Annotated in this window: 17 protein-coding genes; 4 read left to right on the top strand and 13 right to left on the bottom strand. The window is 70.5% G+C overall.

Going from position 1 to position 14,701, the window contains the following annotated elements; translation table 11 throughout:
* Nucleotides 1-27: 27 nt before the first annotated feature.
* The 4 genes from rox to AB0H84_RS50245 form a co-directional block, all read right to left on the bottom strand.
* Nucleotides 28-1,452, bottom strand: a complete 1,425-nt coding sequence (rox, locus tag AB0H84_RS50260; RefSeq protein WP_357621035.1) for a rifampin monooxygenase — start codon at nucleotides 1,450-1,452, stop codon at nucleotides 28-30.
* A 320-nt stretch (nucleotides 1,453-1,772) separates the two neighbouring features.
* Nucleotides 1,773-1,901, bottom strand: coding sequence for a hypothetical protein (locus AB0H84_RS50255; RefSeq protein WP_357620988.1), 129 nt, complete (start codon nucleotides 1,899-1,901; stop codon nucleotides 1,773-1,775).
* A 25-nt stretch (nucleotides 1,902-1,926) separates the two neighbouring features.
* Nucleotides 1,927-2,550, bottom strand: coding sequence for an ATP-binding protein (locus AB0H84_RS50250; RefSeq protein ID WP_357620986.1), 624 nt, complete (start codon nucleotides 2,548-2,550; stop codon nucleotides 1,927-1,929).
* Between the two features lie 334 nt (nucleotides 2,551-2,884).
* Nucleotides 2,885-3,367, bottom strand: a complete 483-nt coding sequence (locus AB0H84_RS50245; protein ID WP_357620984.1) for an Rrf2 family transcriptional regulator — start codon at nucleotides 3,365-3,367, stop codon at nucleotides 2,885-2,887.
* A 91-nt stretch (nucleotides 3,368-3,458) separates the two neighbouring features.
* Here AB0H84_RS50245 and AB0H84_RS50240 point away from each other — a divergent pair, with 91 nt between their 5' ends.
* Nucleotides 3,459-4,658, top strand: a complete 1,200-nt coding sequence (locus AB0H84_RS50240; RefSeq protein ID WP_357620982.1) for an MFS transporter — start codon at nucleotides 3,459-3,461, stop codon at nucleotides 4,656-4,658.
* On the top strand, nucleotides 4,655-5,188 hold the full coding sequence (locus tag AB0H84_RS50235; RefSeq protein ID WP_357620980.1) for a GNAT family N-acetyltransferase: 534 nt from the start codon (nucleotides 4,655-4,657) through the stop codon (nucleotides 5,186-5,188). Before AB0H84_RS50240 ends, AB0H84_RS50235 begins: the two co-directional genes overlap by 4 nt.
* Before the next feature lie 293 nt (nucleotides 5,189-5,481).
* Here AB0H84_RS50235 and AB0H84_RS50230 read toward each other — a convergent pair whose 3' ends face one another.
* Nucleotides 5,482-6,303, bottom strand: a complete 822-nt coding sequence (locus tag AB0H84_RS50230; protein ID WP_357620978.1) for an NAD(P)H-binding protein — start codon at nucleotides 6,301-6,303, stop codon at nucleotides 5,482-5,484.
* A 46-nt stretch (nucleotides 6,304-6,349) separates the two neighbouring features.
* Complete coding sequence (locus AB0H84_RS50225) at nucleotides 6,350-7,759, bottom strand: MFS transporter (protein WP_357620976.1); 1,410 nt, start codon at nucleotides 7,757-7,759, stop codon at nucleotides 6,350-6,352.
* A 138-nt stretch (nucleotides 7,760-7,897) separates the two neighbouring features.
* On the opposite strand from AB0H84_RS50225, the gene AB0H84_RS50220 reads away from it, so the two are divergent.
* The gene (locus tag AB0H84_RS50220) at nucleotides 7,898-8,332 is read left to right on the top strand and encodes a MarR family transcriptional regulator (RefSeq protein ID WP_357620974.1); all 435 of its coding nucleotides are present in this window, start codon (nucleotides 7,898-7,900) and stop codon (nucleotides 8,330-8,332) included.
* A gap of 3 nt (nucleotides 8,333-8,335) precedes the next feature.
* Here AB0H84_RS50220 and AB0H84_RS50215 read toward each other — a convergent pair whose 3' ends face one another.
* From AB0H84_RS50215 to AB0H84_RS50185, 7 genes are all read right to left on the bottom strand, one after another.
* A complete protein-coding gene (locus AB0H84_RS50215; RefSeq protein WP_357620972.1) occupies nucleotides 8,336-8,506 on the bottom strand; it encodes a hypothetical protein in 171 nt (56 codons plus the stop codon).
* Nucleotides 8,507-8,600: 94 nt separating this feature from the next.
* Nucleotides 8,601-8,999 carry a RidA family protein gene (locus tag AB0H84_RS50210; protein WP_357620970.1) on the bottom strand — a complete coding sequence of 133 codons (399 nt, stop codon included), beginning with the start codon at nucleotides 8,997-8,999 and terminating at the stop codon, nucleotides 8,601-8,603.
* A gap of 11 nt (nucleotides 9,000-9,010) precedes the next feature.
* Entirely contained in the window at nucleotides 9,011-11,953 is a 2,943-nt protein-coding gene (locus tag AB0H84_RS50205) for an aminotransferase class III-fold pyridoxal phosphate-dependent enzyme (RefSeq protein WP_357620968.1), read from the bottom strand.
* 113 nt (nucleotides 11,954-12,066) lie between these two features.
* Nucleotides 12,067-12,501, bottom strand: coding sequence for an Lrp/AsnC family transcriptional regulator (locus AB0H84_RS50200; protein ID WP_357620966.1), 435 nt, complete (start codon nucleotides 12,499-12,501; stop codon nucleotides 12,067-12,069).
* A 43-nt stretch (nucleotides 12,502-12,544) separates the two neighbouring features.
* On the bottom strand, nucleotides 12,545-13,201 hold the full coding sequence (locus AB0H84_RS50195) for a response regulator transcription factor (protein WP_357620964.1): 657 nt from the start codon (nucleotides 13,199-13,201) through the stop codon (nucleotides 12,545-12,547).
* Nucleotides 13,198-13,491 carry an ATP-binding protein gene (locus tag AB0H84_RS50190; RefSeq protein WP_357620962.1) on the bottom strand — a complete coding sequence of 98 codons (294 nt, stop codon included), beginning with the start codon at nucleotides 13,489-13,491 and terminating at the stop codon, nucleotides 13,198-13,200. The genes AB0H84_RS50195 and AB0H84_RS50190 overlap by 4 nt, the downstream gene beginning before the upstream one ends.
* Nucleotides 13,473-14,090 carry a hypothetical protein gene (locus AB0H84_RS50185; protein ID WP_357620960.1) on the bottom strand — a complete coding sequence of 206 codons (618 nt, stop codon included), beginning with the start codon at nucleotides 14,088-14,090 and terminating at the stop codon, nucleotides 13,473-13,475. The genes AB0H84_RS50190 and AB0H84_RS50185 overlap by 19 nt, the downstream gene beginning before the upstream one ends.
* 181 nt (nucleotides 14,091-14,271) lie before the next feature.
* Between AB0H84_RS50185 and AB0H84_RS50180 the strand changes: the two genes are divergently transcribed.
* Nucleotides 14,272-14,694: a hypothetical protein gene (locus AB0H84_RS50180; RefSeq protein WP_357620958.1), complete on the top strand. Its 423-nt coding sequence runs from the start codon at nucleotides 14,272-14,274 to the stop codon at nucleotides 14,692-14,694.
* The last annotated feature ends 7 nt before the right edge of the window (nucleotides 14,695-14,701 follow it).

Below are 14,701 nucleotides of genomic sequence, written 5' to 3'. Positions count from 1 at the left end.
CGCGGGATGACCGCTGCTCAGACGGAATCAGTCGGCGGGCTTGCCGAACCAGTGGGAGAGGTGGTCGTCCAGGTCCTGCTGGTCGTCGCCGATCCAGGCGACGTGGCCGTCGGGGCGTAGCAGGACGCACGGAACATTTAGCGCCGCAGTGGGATCCGCGAGGTAATCGACCCGGTCTGACCAGCCGCCGACGGTCAGGCGTTCGGTGCGGTCCAGCAGCAGGCCGCGGCCGCGATGCAGCAGACCGTAGAGGTGGCCCTGTTTCAGGTCGATGTCGCGCAGGCGGCGGCCGAGCAGGTCGGGGCCTGCGCCGAAGTCGTAGCGGATGCCGATCGCGGTGATCTTCCCGATCAAATGGCGGTTCACCTCGTCGAAATCCATCAGTTCGGTGAGCAGCCTGCGCACGGCCTGCGGGCCCGGTTCGGTGGACAGCAGCTCCGTCTGGGCGCGGGTGTTGTCCAGTACGTCCTCGGCGACCGGATGACGTTCGGCCTGGTAGGTGTCCAGCAGTGTTTCCGGCGCCCAGCCGCGGATCTGTGCGGCCAGTTTCCAGCCGAGGTTGAATGCGTCCTGAACGCCCAGGTTCAGGCCCTGTCCGCCGATGGGTGGATGGATGTGTGCCGCATCGCCGGCCAGCAGCACCCGCCCGACCCGATAACGTTCGGCCAGCCGGGTGGCGTCCCCGAAGCGGGACAACCAGCGTGGCGAGTGCACGCCGAAATCGGTTCCGGCGATGGTGCGCAGTTGTTGTTTGAAGTCCTCGAGGGTGGGCGGTTCCGCGCGGTCGCTGACTCCCGCGGCGGGGACCACGACGCTGTAGACCCCTTCGCCGAAGGGCCGGAGCCAGAATCGCTGATGGATCTCGCGGATCACGGTCATCTTGGCGGTGATCTCCTCCTGCGGCACGCCCACTTCCATCTCGCCCATCAGCGTCTCGGTCCGCGAGGGCTCGCCGGGGAAGCCGACGCCGAGCAGTTTGCGCACCGTACTGCGCGCGCCGTCACAGCCTACGAGATAGCGCGAACGCAACTGTTCCCCGTCAGCCAGTTCGACGGTCACACCCTCGTCGTCCTGCTCGAAACCGGCCACCGCGCAACCGCGCCGGACCTGCGCACCGAGCTCGATCGCATGTTCTTCGAGGAGACGTTCGATGATCGGCTGCGGAATGCCCAGCAGGTAGTCGTACGCGGAATCCAGGCCCTTGGGCGCGGGTTTGTTGATGGCGGCGAAGAAGCCGCCGGCCGGACGCCGTCTTCCATGCGGGAGAATGCGATCCAGCAGTCCGCGCATCGCCATCAGCTCGAGACTGCGCACATGCAGACCGACTATGCGGATGAACGACTTGGGCTCGGTCTCCTTCTCCAGAACGAGCACCCGCACGTCGTGCAGCCGCAGTTCGGCGGCCAGCATCGCGCCGGTCGGCCCGCACCCGGCAATGATCACGTCGAAGATGAGGGGCGCGCGATCGGCGCCGGAGGCGGGAGACCGGAGAACTTCGGGGACGTCGCCCACTGAAGGGTCACGCTCGGCCCTGTCGTTCGACGACGGCCCGGCGGTGAACTGCGGAGAACGCATAGGTGTTGCCTTTCGGGAGTGCCTTGTTGGCGAGGCGCTCCCGGCGACACCTACGTCAATCGCCCGACCGTGACGGGAAGGGGGAGCACCCACATCGATACAGCGTTCATGGGTCTCACCTCCTGGGGCGGCGTCACGGTCAACGGCAAGCTACAAGCTCGGGCATCAGCCCGTCCAATCATTTCCCAGCCACGTGATCATGTCGTGCCGCCGCCCACGACCTGAATGACCTCCGCGGTCAGCCTGTCGGTGCGGCGGCCGGCGAAGACGGCGGCCACGCCGGCGGCTCTGGGCCTGATGATCCTGTGGATCAGGGGCGCGTTCACGGTGTTGCCCTCTATCGGGCGCTGTTCACCGGTCCCTCTCCCGGGTATCGCCAGAATCGGGCGCACCGTGGCGTTCGACGCCGAGACCATGGCGGCCGCCTGCGGCATGCTCCAGTTCGCGCGGCTGCGCGGGCCGTAGCGGACGCCAATCGCTGGTGTCGAGTGGGGCCAGTTCCGGCTCGACGTCGACGTTGACGACGTCCGGGCGGGTGGATCGGCTGCCTTGAGCGACGCGACCGCGCCCGGCACGGTGCTCAGCCATGGCGGCGGGCCGGCCGCGGAAGTGCAGGCTCAGCACCGAGCCCGAAGCGGTGTCTTCCAGGGTGACGTCGTCGCACAGGTGCTGGATCACCCACAGGCCGAACCCGTGCGAAGCGGTCGGGTCCACCGTGGCGGCGGCCAGGTGCTCCGGGGTCAGCCGGCCGCCGACGTCGAGGATCTCCAGGATGACGCCGTGCCCGTGGCCGCGCGCGGTGACCCGGCCGGCCTTGCCGCCGTGGTCGAGCACGTTGGTGACGGCCTCGTTGACCACCAGCACCAGGTCCTCCAGCTGCTCGCCGTTCAGTCCGTGGTGCTCGCCATGGATGCGCACCAGCTCGCGGATGTAGCGCAAGTCAGGGCTGATGGGGCAGCGCAGCTCGAAAGTCATTGATCTCCGAGCCCGCGGGCCGGGAACAGAAGTGAGGTAAGCGAGCTCTCGACTCATTTTCCGGCTGGCCGATCGTTAAACACCGGGGAATGCCGAGGATCATGACGGCTTACGGGGTGCCGTCGGCTTCGTGGTCGCGCAGCGCGCGTACGCCTGCTTGGTCATCCGCAGCCCTTCGGTGCCGAAGAACACCCGCAGCGGCGAGCGAGCCGCCGGTTATGGGGTGAAGAGGACTTGGGACTCGAGGTCGACGGGGTGGCCGGGGCTCGCCGCCCGAGCCGCAGCCTCCTGCGGCGTCCCCGCTCCGTGAAATCCCGGCATCCTGGCCGGTGTCTCATTCCCGGGCGGTGGTCAGCCAGCGGCGGACGTCGGCCATCGCGGTGCCGTCGCTGTCGGCGTCGATCGCGGCGGCCAGGTCCGCGACGGAGATGTGGGCGAGCGCGAGCGACCAGGCGTCCTGGGCGGCCGCCATGGCGCGGGCGATGGCGCATGGCCGCGCGCATTGTTCGGCGGGGATGCCGAGCGGTCCCCGCTGTCTGATCTCGGCACATCGGTAGGCCGGCTCGTCCCCGTCGATGGCCCGCACCACCTCCAGCGCGCTGATCTCCGAGGCGGGTCTGGTGAGGGTGTAACCGCCGATCTGGCCCGCGGTGGAGTGCACGATGCCGGCGCGCGACAGCGCTTGCAGGTGCTTGGCCGTGTACGCCGGGGGAGTGCCGTGCAACTCGGCCAGTCGTGCCGCCGGCACCGGCTCCTGGGTCTGGCTGAGCGTGACGCAGCTGTGCAGTGCCCACTCCACGCCGTTCGACATCCTCATGCCCCCACCTTACTCATCACGGACATGCGATGTCCGAGTTGTGATAGAACTCGGATAAGAAACGTCCGAGATCAACTTGTCGGGATGCTCAATGACGTACACAGAAGATCCTTCGTCTGCCACCCGCGTGCCCTTGGGGCTGGCGGTCGTCGCGCTGTTCGCCGCTGCGGCGAACCTGCGCCCGGCCATTGCCGCGGTCTCGCCGCTGGTGGACCGTATCCGCGACGACCTGCACCTGTCGGCGACGGGGGTGTCGCTGCTGACGACCATCCCGACCCTGGCCATGGGGTTGTGCGCACCCCTCGGCGCGTACGTGGGCCGCAGGTACGGGCTGCAGCGCGGCGTCCTGCTCGGGCTCGCGGTCATCGCCGCCGCCACGGCGGCCCGCCTGTTGAGCGGAGCCACCTGGCTGCAGCTGAGCAGCGCGGCGATTGTCGGTACGGGCATCGCGATCGCCCAGACCCTGCTGCCCGCCGTGGTCAAGACGCGCTTCGCCGCCCGTGCCGGACTCGTCACCGGCCTCTACACGGCCGGACTGGGCCTGGGCGGCGCGATCGCGGCCGGGACAAGCGCGCCGCTGGCCGACGCCGTCGGCTCCTGGCCGGGGGCGCTGGCCTCCTGGGCGGTGCTCGCGCTGGCGGGGATCGCGTTGTGGTGGGCCGCCAGAGGCTCCCTCAGGCTCGACGACGTCACGGCCCCCGCCGGCCCGGCGGCCCGGGGCCTGCCCTGGCGCAGCGGCACCGCCTGGAAGATCACCATGCTGTCGGCCGTCAACTCCGCTCTGTACTACTGCGAGCTGGCCTGGGTGGTGCCGCTGCTGCATGACGACGCAGGCCGCAGCCCCGCGGCGGCCGGTATCATGCTGACCGTGATGATCTCCATCCAGGTCGTCGCCATGCCGGCCGTCCCGGCACTGCTGGGAGAGCGGCGGGACAAGCGCGTCGGCCTGACGCTTACGATGACGCTGACCGCCGCGGGATTCCTGGGGCTGGCATACGCACCGGGCACGGCGGCGTGGCTGTGGATCACGGCGCTGGGAGTGGGGCACGGCGGCCTGTTCACGCTCGTCCTGACCCTGCCCGTGGTGGCCGGCCGCGACCCGCAGGAGGCCGGGCGCATCAGCGCGATGGCGTTCTTCGTCGGCTACGCCTGCGCCGCGCTGGCCCCCCTCCTGGTGGGCGCTCTGTGCGACTCCACGGGCGACTTCCGGCTCGCCTTCGGCCTGCTGGGCGGCCTCGGCCTGCTGATGCTCGTCCCCATCGCGCGCCTCCGCGTCAAGGCCGGCGCATGAAGCTGGAACGGCTCACCGGCGAAGAGGCGCTCGCCCGGACCGCCGAACTCATCGAGATCTACAGCGTCGCGTTCAGCGGCCCGCCCTGGTACGAGGACGGGTACGGCACGGCCGACTTCGCCAAGCGGCTGACCACAGACGCACGCCGCCCCGGGTTCACGGCGGTGCTCGCCACTCACGACGGCAACCCCGCGGGATTCGGCACGGCATGGCCGACGCAGGCCCTCTTCCCGGTGGGACGCGCCTACGACCGGGTGCGCGCCGAGCTCGGCGACCAAGCAGAGAAGCGGCTGGTGGGGGCCTTGGAGGTGGACGAGCTCGCGGTCAGCCCGCCCGCGCGCGGGCAGGGCCTGGCCGGCCGCATTCTCGACCTGCTCTGCGCGGGCGCGACCGACTGCTGGCTGCTGACGGCGCCGCAGGCGCAGGACGCGATCAGGCTGTACGAACGGCTCGGCTGGCAGCGTCTGACCAGCCCTGAGGCGAAGGTCGCGGTGTTCATCCGCTCTCAGGACGACGCCTGCCTTGGCTGAGCGGCGGTCGTCCTCCGAGCGGCCGAGGCGACGCAGCGGGCCCGCCTTGATCGCCGGTAGGTACTGGCATCGCGCGAGCCGGCCGTCCTTCTCCAACCGCTCGCTGCGTCCGCGGCGGGCTGCAGCGCGAATGCCGCGACCAGGGCGCTGTGTCATGGCGCGCCGGGGAGAACCGGCGCGCCACATGGGCGCCAAAACCGGCATGGGCATTGACCGACTGCCCAGGGCGGGGCAGTCGGTCGGCCCGGGAGTGCCGGACGGCGTCCGCCTTGCGATTGTGGCGGTCGGGTCCGTCAGGGCTTGAAGGCGGCCGCGTGGTCGTGGGCCCAGGTGGCGAACGTGCGGCCAGGCCGTCCGATCAGCCGCTCGAGTTCCGTGGTGATCTCGGTGGGAACGCCGTCGTTCAGGCGCTGCCAGTCCAGGAGCGCGTCGGCGATGGGACCGGACACGTATTCGGCCATCTCCGCCTTCCACTCCTCGCGGGTGACCTTCCGGATGGTGACGTCCCGGCCGGTGACCCGGCCGAGGATCTCGAGCTGCCCGGCGCACGTGATCGACTCAGGGCCGGTCAGCGTGTACGTCCGGCCGCTGAGGGCGGGGTCGGTCAGGACGGCGGCGGCCGCCTCGGCGAGGTCGGCCTCGTGGATGGGATCGTTGTACGACTCCGGGTAGGCCAGGCTCACCGGGGCGCCGGCCTTGATGGGCCAGGACCAGGCCAGGGCGTTACCCGCGAAAGCACCGGGACGGAGCATCGTGCTGCGGACGGGGGCGGCGGTCAGGGCGTGTTCGACGTCCAGGTGGGACTTGGCCAGCGGGTTGGCCTCGGGGTCCGGGGCGAGCACGGCGGACGACGAGAGCAGCACGATGTGCTCCACTCCGGCGGTCACGGCCTCCTTCACGAAGGCGTCGATGTGCGACGGCTCGGCGTACAGGAAGACCGAACTGACGCCCGCCAGGGCGTCGGGGAAGGTGGCCGGGTCGGTCAGGTCGCAGGTGGCGACCGACGGGTCGCCCGGACGGCTCGAGGCCGGGCGGACGGGCAGGCCGCGTTGACGCAGGATGGCGACGAGCTCGGTGGCGACAGCGCCACGAGCGCCGGTAACAAGGATGGTCATATCGGGACATGCCTTTCTCAACGAAACAGAGTCGGATGCGGGTGGTTCAGGAGGCGTGGCGGAGCTGAGCCTTGCGGGGGAGCAGGCGCACCAGGCCGCAGCAGACGATCGTGGCGACGATCACGATGAGCAGGCTGCGCGTGGCGGCCCCCTCCTGATCGCCGGCACCGAAGTAGATGGTGGTCACGGCGGCGGCGCCGAGGGCGTTGGCGAGTTGCTGGATCGCGGTGAGCGACCCGCTGGCGCTCCCGGTCTGGCGCGGGTCGATGTCGCCCATGGTGACGTCGAAGACGGTCCCGAAGCAGGCCCCCATGCCCAGCCCGGTGACGAGCGCCGGTGGCACGAGCGCCCACACATCACGCGGGGCACTCGAGGCGACGAACAGCAGCCAGCCGGTGCCGGCCAGCGTGGTGAGCAGCCCGATGAGGATCAGGTCCCGGCCGAGCCGGGCGATGAGCCGGTGGCAGGCCACCGAGGCGACGACGATGCCGGCTGCCACCGGTATCAGGCCGACCGCGGCCGTCACGGGGGTGAAGCGCAGGTCGTACTGCATGAGCAGCGACATCACGTACAGCAGGCCAGAGACGGCGGCGAAGAAGACCACGCCGAGCACGAGCCCGGCGGTGAACCCGCGGTTGCGCAGCAACGACGGCTCGATGAGCGGGCTGGCGGCGGTGCGCTGGCGCACGCAGAACAGGCCGAAGAACGCCGCCCCGCCGGCCAGGCACAGGTACGGGACAGAGCCCCATCCATGGGCGGATCCGTCGATCAACCCGTACAGGAAGGCCACCATGGCCACCCCGAGCAGGCCGGCGCCGATCCCGTCCACCGACATCTCCGGCGCACCGGAGCGCCCACCGTCGGCGGGCAGGAGTCTCGTCGCGGCGAGGAACGTCGCTCCGCCGAGCACGATGTTGATCAGGAACATGGCCCGCCACCCGAGCCCCAGCAGATCGGCCTGGATCAGGAACCCGGCCAGCACCGGCCCGCCGACCGACGAGGCGCCGAGCGTCGGAGCGAACGCGCTGAAGGCCTTGCCGAGCTGGTCACGCGGGAAGACCGCCCGCACGATGCCGAAGCCCTGAGGGATCATCAGCGCTCCGAACGCCCCCTGGACGATCCGGGCCGCGATCAGGGTGCCCGCGCTGCCTGCGATCCCGCAGGCCACGGATGCGATCGTGAAGCCGCCGATGCCGATCAGGAAGAGCCGGCGCCGCCCGTACTTGTCGCCAAGCCGTCCTGCGGGGACCAGCAGCACGCCGAGTGCCAGGGCGTAGCCGGCGCCGAGCCACTGGATGAGGGTCTCGCCTCCGCCGAGGTCGGCCGCGATGGTCGGTGCGGCGAGGTTGGTGATCGTCGCGTCGAGGAGGTCCAGGACGGCGGAGGCGAGGATGACCGCCAGAACGGCCCAGCGCCTGCCTGCTTGGACCGGCGCGGCGCGGATGGGTGTGGACATGCGGGCCCCCTTCTGGGGTCGGCGACAGGTAAGATGAGGGCGTGACACAAAATGTGCGCCACGCAAAGATTGTGTGACGCAAGTAAATGTGAGGTATGGGGCTGTCCTGTGTCAAATCGCGCCGAGACCTTGAAGCGGATGATGGACGAGAGTCAGCGGCACTATGCGGCGTACGTGCTGTTCAACCAGGCGATGGCCGACCGTCTGCAGATTCACTCCACCGACCTGCAGTGCATGGGGCTGCTGGGTCTGCAGTCGAGGCCGGTGAGCACCGGTGAGATCGCACGGCTGACCGGCCTGACGCCGGGCTCCGCCACCCGCATGGTGGATCGACTGGAGAAGGCGGGCCTGGTGGTACGGCAGCCGGACCCTGCCGATCGCCGGCGGGCCTTGGTCACTTTGACGCCCTTGGCACGGGAGAGGATTGGTGCGGCCTGGGACATACCGGGCAAGGCATTCGCCGAAGTGCTGGAGAAGTACGATGACGCGGAGCTGGCCGTCATCGCCGACTACCTGCACCGAGCCGCCGAAGCGGGCCGCGCCCAGGCCGACCGCCTCACCAAGGAGAGCTGAGCCTCATCCTCGCCCCGCCGATCCCGATTCCGGCGGAGGCCCCTGCTGCTGGCGATGGCTGGCGTCGATCGCGCGCTGATAGCGCTGCGTCAGGTTCTGCAGCGCGTCGACCAGTTCCGGCGAGTCCACGATCGTGAAGTCCGCGTCCAGCAGCCCCAGATAGAGGGCGAGCATCTCCGGATGGTCCGAGCCTGGCTCGAACGCGCACCGGTCTTCACCCAGGGACTCCACCTCCACGGGGATCGGCAGCCGGCCCCGCACGTACGGATCAGGCCGCCGCGATGGCTTCGATCTCGAGCAGCCAGCGCTCGTCGAAGATCTCCGAGATGATCACCGTCAGCGCCGGGTGATGATCGCCGAGGATCTCACGGCGTATCGCCGAGTTGGCGTAGGCGTACTCACGGCTGGAGAGGAACGTGGTGACCTTCACCAGACTGGACATTCCAAGACCCGCACCGGCCAGGCACGCGTCAATGTTGTTCCACACCATCCGGCACTGCGCCTCGAAGTCGTCCGGCACGTGGCCGTCGGGCGACTGGGGGATCTGTCCGCTGATGAAGATCAACTGTGAGGCGCCGGCCACGGCCAGCGCTTGGGCGTAGCCTCCGAGCGCTCGTGGGGCGTCGGCCGGCTGAATGGGGGTCAAAGTGACGCGTTGTGCCGTCATGGTCGGTCCTTTCAGGCTGTGACGTCGCCGACCATGGCCAGCGCTCGATCCAAGGTCACCAAGGCGGTTTCGGCGTCCGCGCGGGTGAGCACCATGGGTGGTTTGATCTTCAGCACGTTGCCGTGCGGGCCGTCCGCCGACAGCAGCACCCCGCCCTCGCGGGCCAGCTCCACGACGCGCGCCGCCGCTTCGGTCGCAGGACGCCTGGTGGCCCGCTCCTCGACCAGGTCCACGCCGAGGAACAGGCCGCGTCCCCGCACGTCGCCGATGACCGCGTGCCGGGTGGACAGCTCCGTCAGCCCTGCGGCGAGGTACGTCCCCACCTCGGCCGCGTGCGCCATCAGCCGCTCGTCGCGGAGCACGTCCAGGACCGCGAGTCCGGCAGCGCACGAGACCGGGTTGCCGCCGTAGGTGTTGAAGTACTCCATGCCGGTCTGGAAGGCGCGTGCGACGGCCGGCGTGGTGACCACGGCGCCGAGTGGGTGACCGTTGCCGATCGGCTTACCCAGGGTCACGATGTCGGGCACCACGCCGTGTGCCTCGAATGCCCACATGTGGCTGCCGACCCGGCCGAATCCGCACTGCACTTCGTCGGCGATGCACAGGGCGCCCGTCTCGCGCGCGGCGTCGTACGCCGCCGCGAGGTATCCCGGAGCCGGCTCGATCTGACCCGCACACCCCAGGATCGACTCGTGCAGGAAGGCCGCCGGTGGTGTGTCGGCGCAGTGAGCGGCGACATCGGTCGCGTAGCGCGGGCCGTCGGCCCCGTACCGTCCCCGGTAGGGGTCGGGTAGTTCGCACACGCGCACCCGTGGGCCGGGCCCGCTGCCACCGGCCCGGTTGAACTTGTACGGGCTCACCTCGACGAGCGAGCCGAGATTGCCGTGGTAGGCCCAGTCGAGGACGAGCACCTGCTCCCGGCCGGTCGCCGTCCTGGCCATCCGCAGCGCGAGGTCGTTCGCCTCGCTGCCGGAGTTGGTCAGCATCACCACCGACAAGGGGTCCGGGAAGGTGGCGGCAAGGCGACGGGCGTACTCGATGATCGTCCCGTGCAGGTATCGCGTGTTGGTGTTCAGGAGCTCCGCCTGCGCGGCCAGCGCGCTCACCACGCGCGGGTGACCATGGCCGACGTGCGCGACGTTGTTGACCAGATCGAGGTAGCGCCTGCCGTCCGCGTCGACCAGGTACGCGCCGTCGCCGGCGACGATGTGCAGCGGGTCGGCATAACTGAGCGACAAGGCCGGAGCCAGATTCGCGCGACGACGGCGGGCCAGCTCGGGCTTGCTCCGGTCCCGATCAGGCACATGCGACACCGGCATCTGGAGCAGCACATTGGGGTCGGGGGAGATGCTCTCCCAGACGTCGATGTCAGCACGCTCGATCACCCCTGGCAGGTCGGTCGAGCGGCCGAGCAGCGTGACGAACAACTGAACGTGCACGTGCGGCGGCCAGTTTCCGTTCTCCGCGGGCGCGCCGACCCAGGCGATCCGGTCGCCGCGCCGTACCCGCTGCCCGGGCGTCAGGCTCGACACGACCTCCCGGCCGAGATGGCCGATCAGCAGCCAGAACGGCTCGCCGTCATCGGTGGCGTGCTCGAGGAGCACGACCCCGCCGTAATCGTAGGGGTCGGATCGGTACGCGACGCTGTGCACCGTACCGTCCAGCGGCGCGAACACCGGTTCACCCGCGGGGACGAACAGGTCCACGCCCAGGTGCACGGTGCGGCGTTGCCCTTCCGATCGGGACGAGGCGTACGCGTCGGAACGGTAGACATCGCGGTCCTCCCGATATCTGCCGAGACCGAAGGTGCGGCCACTGGCCGACACCTGGGACCCCACATCGGCCACCGTCGTGGGATCCGTACGCGTCCAGTCCAGTACCAGCGGCGGGTCGGCGGCAAGGTTCCGGTCGATGACCGGGGCGGGATCGCAGGCGGCCGACTGCAGCCAGGCCACGACCCTCCGCTCACGAGGGATCGGCCGGTAGCCGCAGGCGTCGCGAAAGCGCGCCTCCCGCAGTTCGCGGGGCTCGCGCGCGATCGACTCGATCGCCCTGCGCACCTGCCTCTGACTGATGGTCAGGTACGAGTTCTCCGGGTCGGAACGGTGCTGCACGGCGGCGTTCACCACGCTCATCGCCAGCCGGGCGTCGACCAGATCGGGCAGCAACGCCAGCTCCTGCGGCGTGACCGGCGACTCGGCGTGGTAGCCGGCGAGCACCGGCAACGCCGCCGCCATGGGGTCGGCGTGGCCGAGCTGGGCGTAGGCGAGCGCGACGGCGAGCCCGCACACCCGTGGCGCGCGGACCACGTCCCCCACGTCGAGCAGCCCGGCAACGCCGCCGTCCGGGCCGACCAAGATGTTGTGCTCGTTGGCGTCGTTGTGGATCGCCTGCTGAGGGAGAGCTTTCAAGGCGGGCAGCAGCTGATCGAGACCGCCGAGCGTGGTGTGCACGAACGGCCGGAGGGCCTCGTCCACGGAAGACGCATCCCCGAGCAGCGCCACCGCCTGTTGCATGTTCCATCGGTACGGCCGGTCGAGTGCCGGATGGTCGAACCCGGCGAGCGCCGCGTCCAGGCGGGCCACGGCCGAACCCAGCGCGCGCAGGCGCGCTTCGTCGGGCGGCCCGGCCTCGGCCCATACGGTCCCCGGCAGCCACTCCAGCAGGCGGGCTCGCCGCGCGTGCCCGCCGAAGCTGACCTCAGCCGTCGCGACGAGATGCGGTACCGCGACTTCGGGTGCGGTCCGCGCCAGGTGCGCCAGGATCTCGTCCTGAAGGTCCAGCACCGACGGGTCGGTAGCCGGATGATGCACCTTGAGCACATACGCCGGGACACCCTCGACATCCAACCGGACATTCCAGTCGAGTTCCCCTGGCAACAACGTGGCGGACGCCGCGACACCGAAAAGATCCGCGGCCCAGGAGGCCAACAGCGCGGCGGAGGGCTGAGTCATGCCAGGAATGCTAAGCACGGCACATGCGCAATGTCGAACAATTCGCCGATAACCTGCATATCGGTGCAAGAAAAGTGCAGATCCAGCCGTACAGACCGCGCTTTATTCGGACTTCAGCCGCCTCGGTTGATCAATTCTGTGAGCAGCAACTGCGTCCGCGTCCGCGCGACGCTGCCGGTCTGTTGCAGCCGCACGATGACCTGCTCAAGGTGGCTGACGTCACTGACCCTCACCACCACCAGGGCGTCAGCATCACCCGTCACCGTCCAGGCGCGGACTATCTCGGGCTGCGCCGCCAGGGCCTCGGTAAGGGGGCCGCGCTGGGTACCCGGCGTAGCGGTGATCTCCATGAGGACCTCGATGCGGTTGCCGAACGCATCGGGGGCCAGCAGGACCGTGTATCCCCGGATCACTCCTGATCGTTCCAGGCGGTCCATGCGGCGCTTGACGGATGACGGAGCGAGATTGGCGGCACGGGCGAGCACCTCGAGAGAAGCCCTGCCGTTCGCCGTCAGTTGCCGAAGAATCGTGCGATCAGCAGCATCCACATGAAAGATCCTTGCACACGGTGGCCCCCACCCGACGAGCCGGCTAGCCCGAGCCCATGCCCGCGTCGCGGGCCCGGGCGACGGCCTCGGCGCGGTCGGCGACCTGGAGCTTGGTGAAGACGTTGGACACGTGGTTGCGGACCGTCTTGTCCGACAGGAACAGCCTGGCGGCGATGGCGGCGTTCGTCAGCCCGCGAGCCACCAGGTCGAGCACCTCGCGCTCGCGCTCGGTCAACTCGGGGAACGGCGTGATCGCGGCCCTGCCGCCGGAGGCGAACCACGCCAGCACCCGGCCCGCGATCGCCGCGCTGAAGACGACCTCGCCGCTGCCGACGGCCCGCAGCGCCCGCGCGATCTCCTGACGGTCGGCGCCCTTGACGAGATAGCCGCGCGCGCCGGCCCGCATCGCCGCGAACACCGCGTCGTCGCCGTCCAGCATCGTCAGCACGAGCACGGCGGTCTCCGGGCGCCGCCGGACGATCTCGCGAGTGGCGTCGATGCCGTTCAGCGCGGGACCGCCGTCGCGCGCGGGCAGGTTGAGGTCCATCACCACGACGTCGGGGGCCAGCTCGGCGGCGCGCCGGACGGCCTCGTGCCCGTCCGGCGCCTCGCCGACCACCTCGACGTCCGGGAGGACGTCCATGGCGGTGATGAGTCCCTCCCGGTAGAGCGGATGGTCGTCGACGACGAGCACTCTCACGCGCGCACCTCCTCGGTCGGCTCCAGCTGGTCGCGCGTGTGCAGCGGCAGTCGGGCCTCGACCCGGGTTCCGGCGCCCCCGGCACCGGCGCCGATGGTCAGGTCGCCGCCGAGCTCGCGGGCCCGGGCCCGCATGGACGCCACTCCCAGGCCCGGCACCGGCGTTTCCGGCATGCCGCGTCCGTCGTCCTCGACCACGACCCGCAGGTCGTCCGCCTCGCGCCGTAACTCGACCCGGGCGGTGGCGGCGGCCGCGTGACGGGCGGTGTTGGTCAGGGCCTCGGCCACCATGCGGTACGCGGCGACCTCGACGGCGGCCGGCGGCGGCTCCAGGGGCTCGGCGATCTGAACGTCGACCCGCAGGCGGGCACCGGCGAACCGGCCGGCCAGCTCCCGTACGGCCGACGGCAGGCCGAGATCCTCGAGGCCAGCACGCCGGCCGCCGCGAGCAACAGCGCCGGGCGCCAGGCGCGTCCCAGCAGCCGTCCGTCCGGCAGGAGCAGCGGCAGCACCAGCGCGAGAAGGGCGAACGCCAGGCGCCACGTCCAGTTGCCGACCCACAGTGCGGCCTCGGCGCCCGGCAGGGAGTGCCCGGTCGCCAGCGCGTGGACGGCGTACTGGGGGCCGGCGAAGCTGACCGCCTGGCAGAGCCCGATCGCCAGCAGCAGCCAGCCGATGACCAGCCGCGGGCGCGCGCCGGCCAGCCAGGCGCCCATCAGGCCGTACGCGCAGGCCGCCGTCGCGCTCATCGGCCACCACGCCATGAGATCCCGGTTCCCGGGCGCCTGCCCGTCGGCGACGTGCAGCACGACGCCGGCGGCGGCGAGCGCCAGGGCGAGCGCCGCGCCGAGGGCGGCGCTCGCCCTGACCCGCCTGTCGCGTGGTGGCACGGCGCCATTGTGCACGCCCGGCTGCCTCCAGGTCACGGGACAGGAAGTCCCGATCAGTCCTTCTCCTCCCGTCCCGTACGGACAGGACGGGAAGTCCCGTCATGGTGGTGACCGCGGCCTCGTGAAACCCGGACAGCCGGGCGTCCATCGTCGAACCACCGACCGACACACGGAGATACCTATGAACCGGCTCATTCCCGCTCTCATCGCCCTGCTGCTCACGATGGACCTGGTCGGCGCCGTGCTCTCCATGAAGTACGGCCTCAGCCCGACCTTCCTCGACGCGCTCGGCTCCGAGGCGCGCCTGTCCGCGCCCCTTCCCATGATGATCGCCCAGGTCGTCCTGGCCTTCGGGGCGACCCGCCGGCACCGCGGCGTCGCCGCTGTCTGCGCGGGGTTGCTCACGATCGCGGGCGCTCTCGCGTTCATCTCCGGCTTCTTTGACGGCGGCTACGGCGACGCGCGCCTCACCACGGCCCTCCGGCTCTTCCAGATCGCCCTCGTCGGAGGGCACGTGGCGATGGGGATCGCCGGCGGCGTACGGGTGGCCCAGGTGCTCCGGCCCCGGCCCGCTCTCGCCGGGACGACGGGCCCCACCCCTTGACACGTCC

This window comes from Nonomuraea sp. NPDC050786, assembly GCF_040654115.1.
GTDB lineage: Bacteria > Actinomycetota > Actinomycetes > Streptosporangiales > Streptosporangiaceae > Nonomuraea.
The sequence above is the reverse complement of the archived record's forward strand: the minus strand, read 5'-3'. Positions and strand labels throughout refer to the sequence as shown.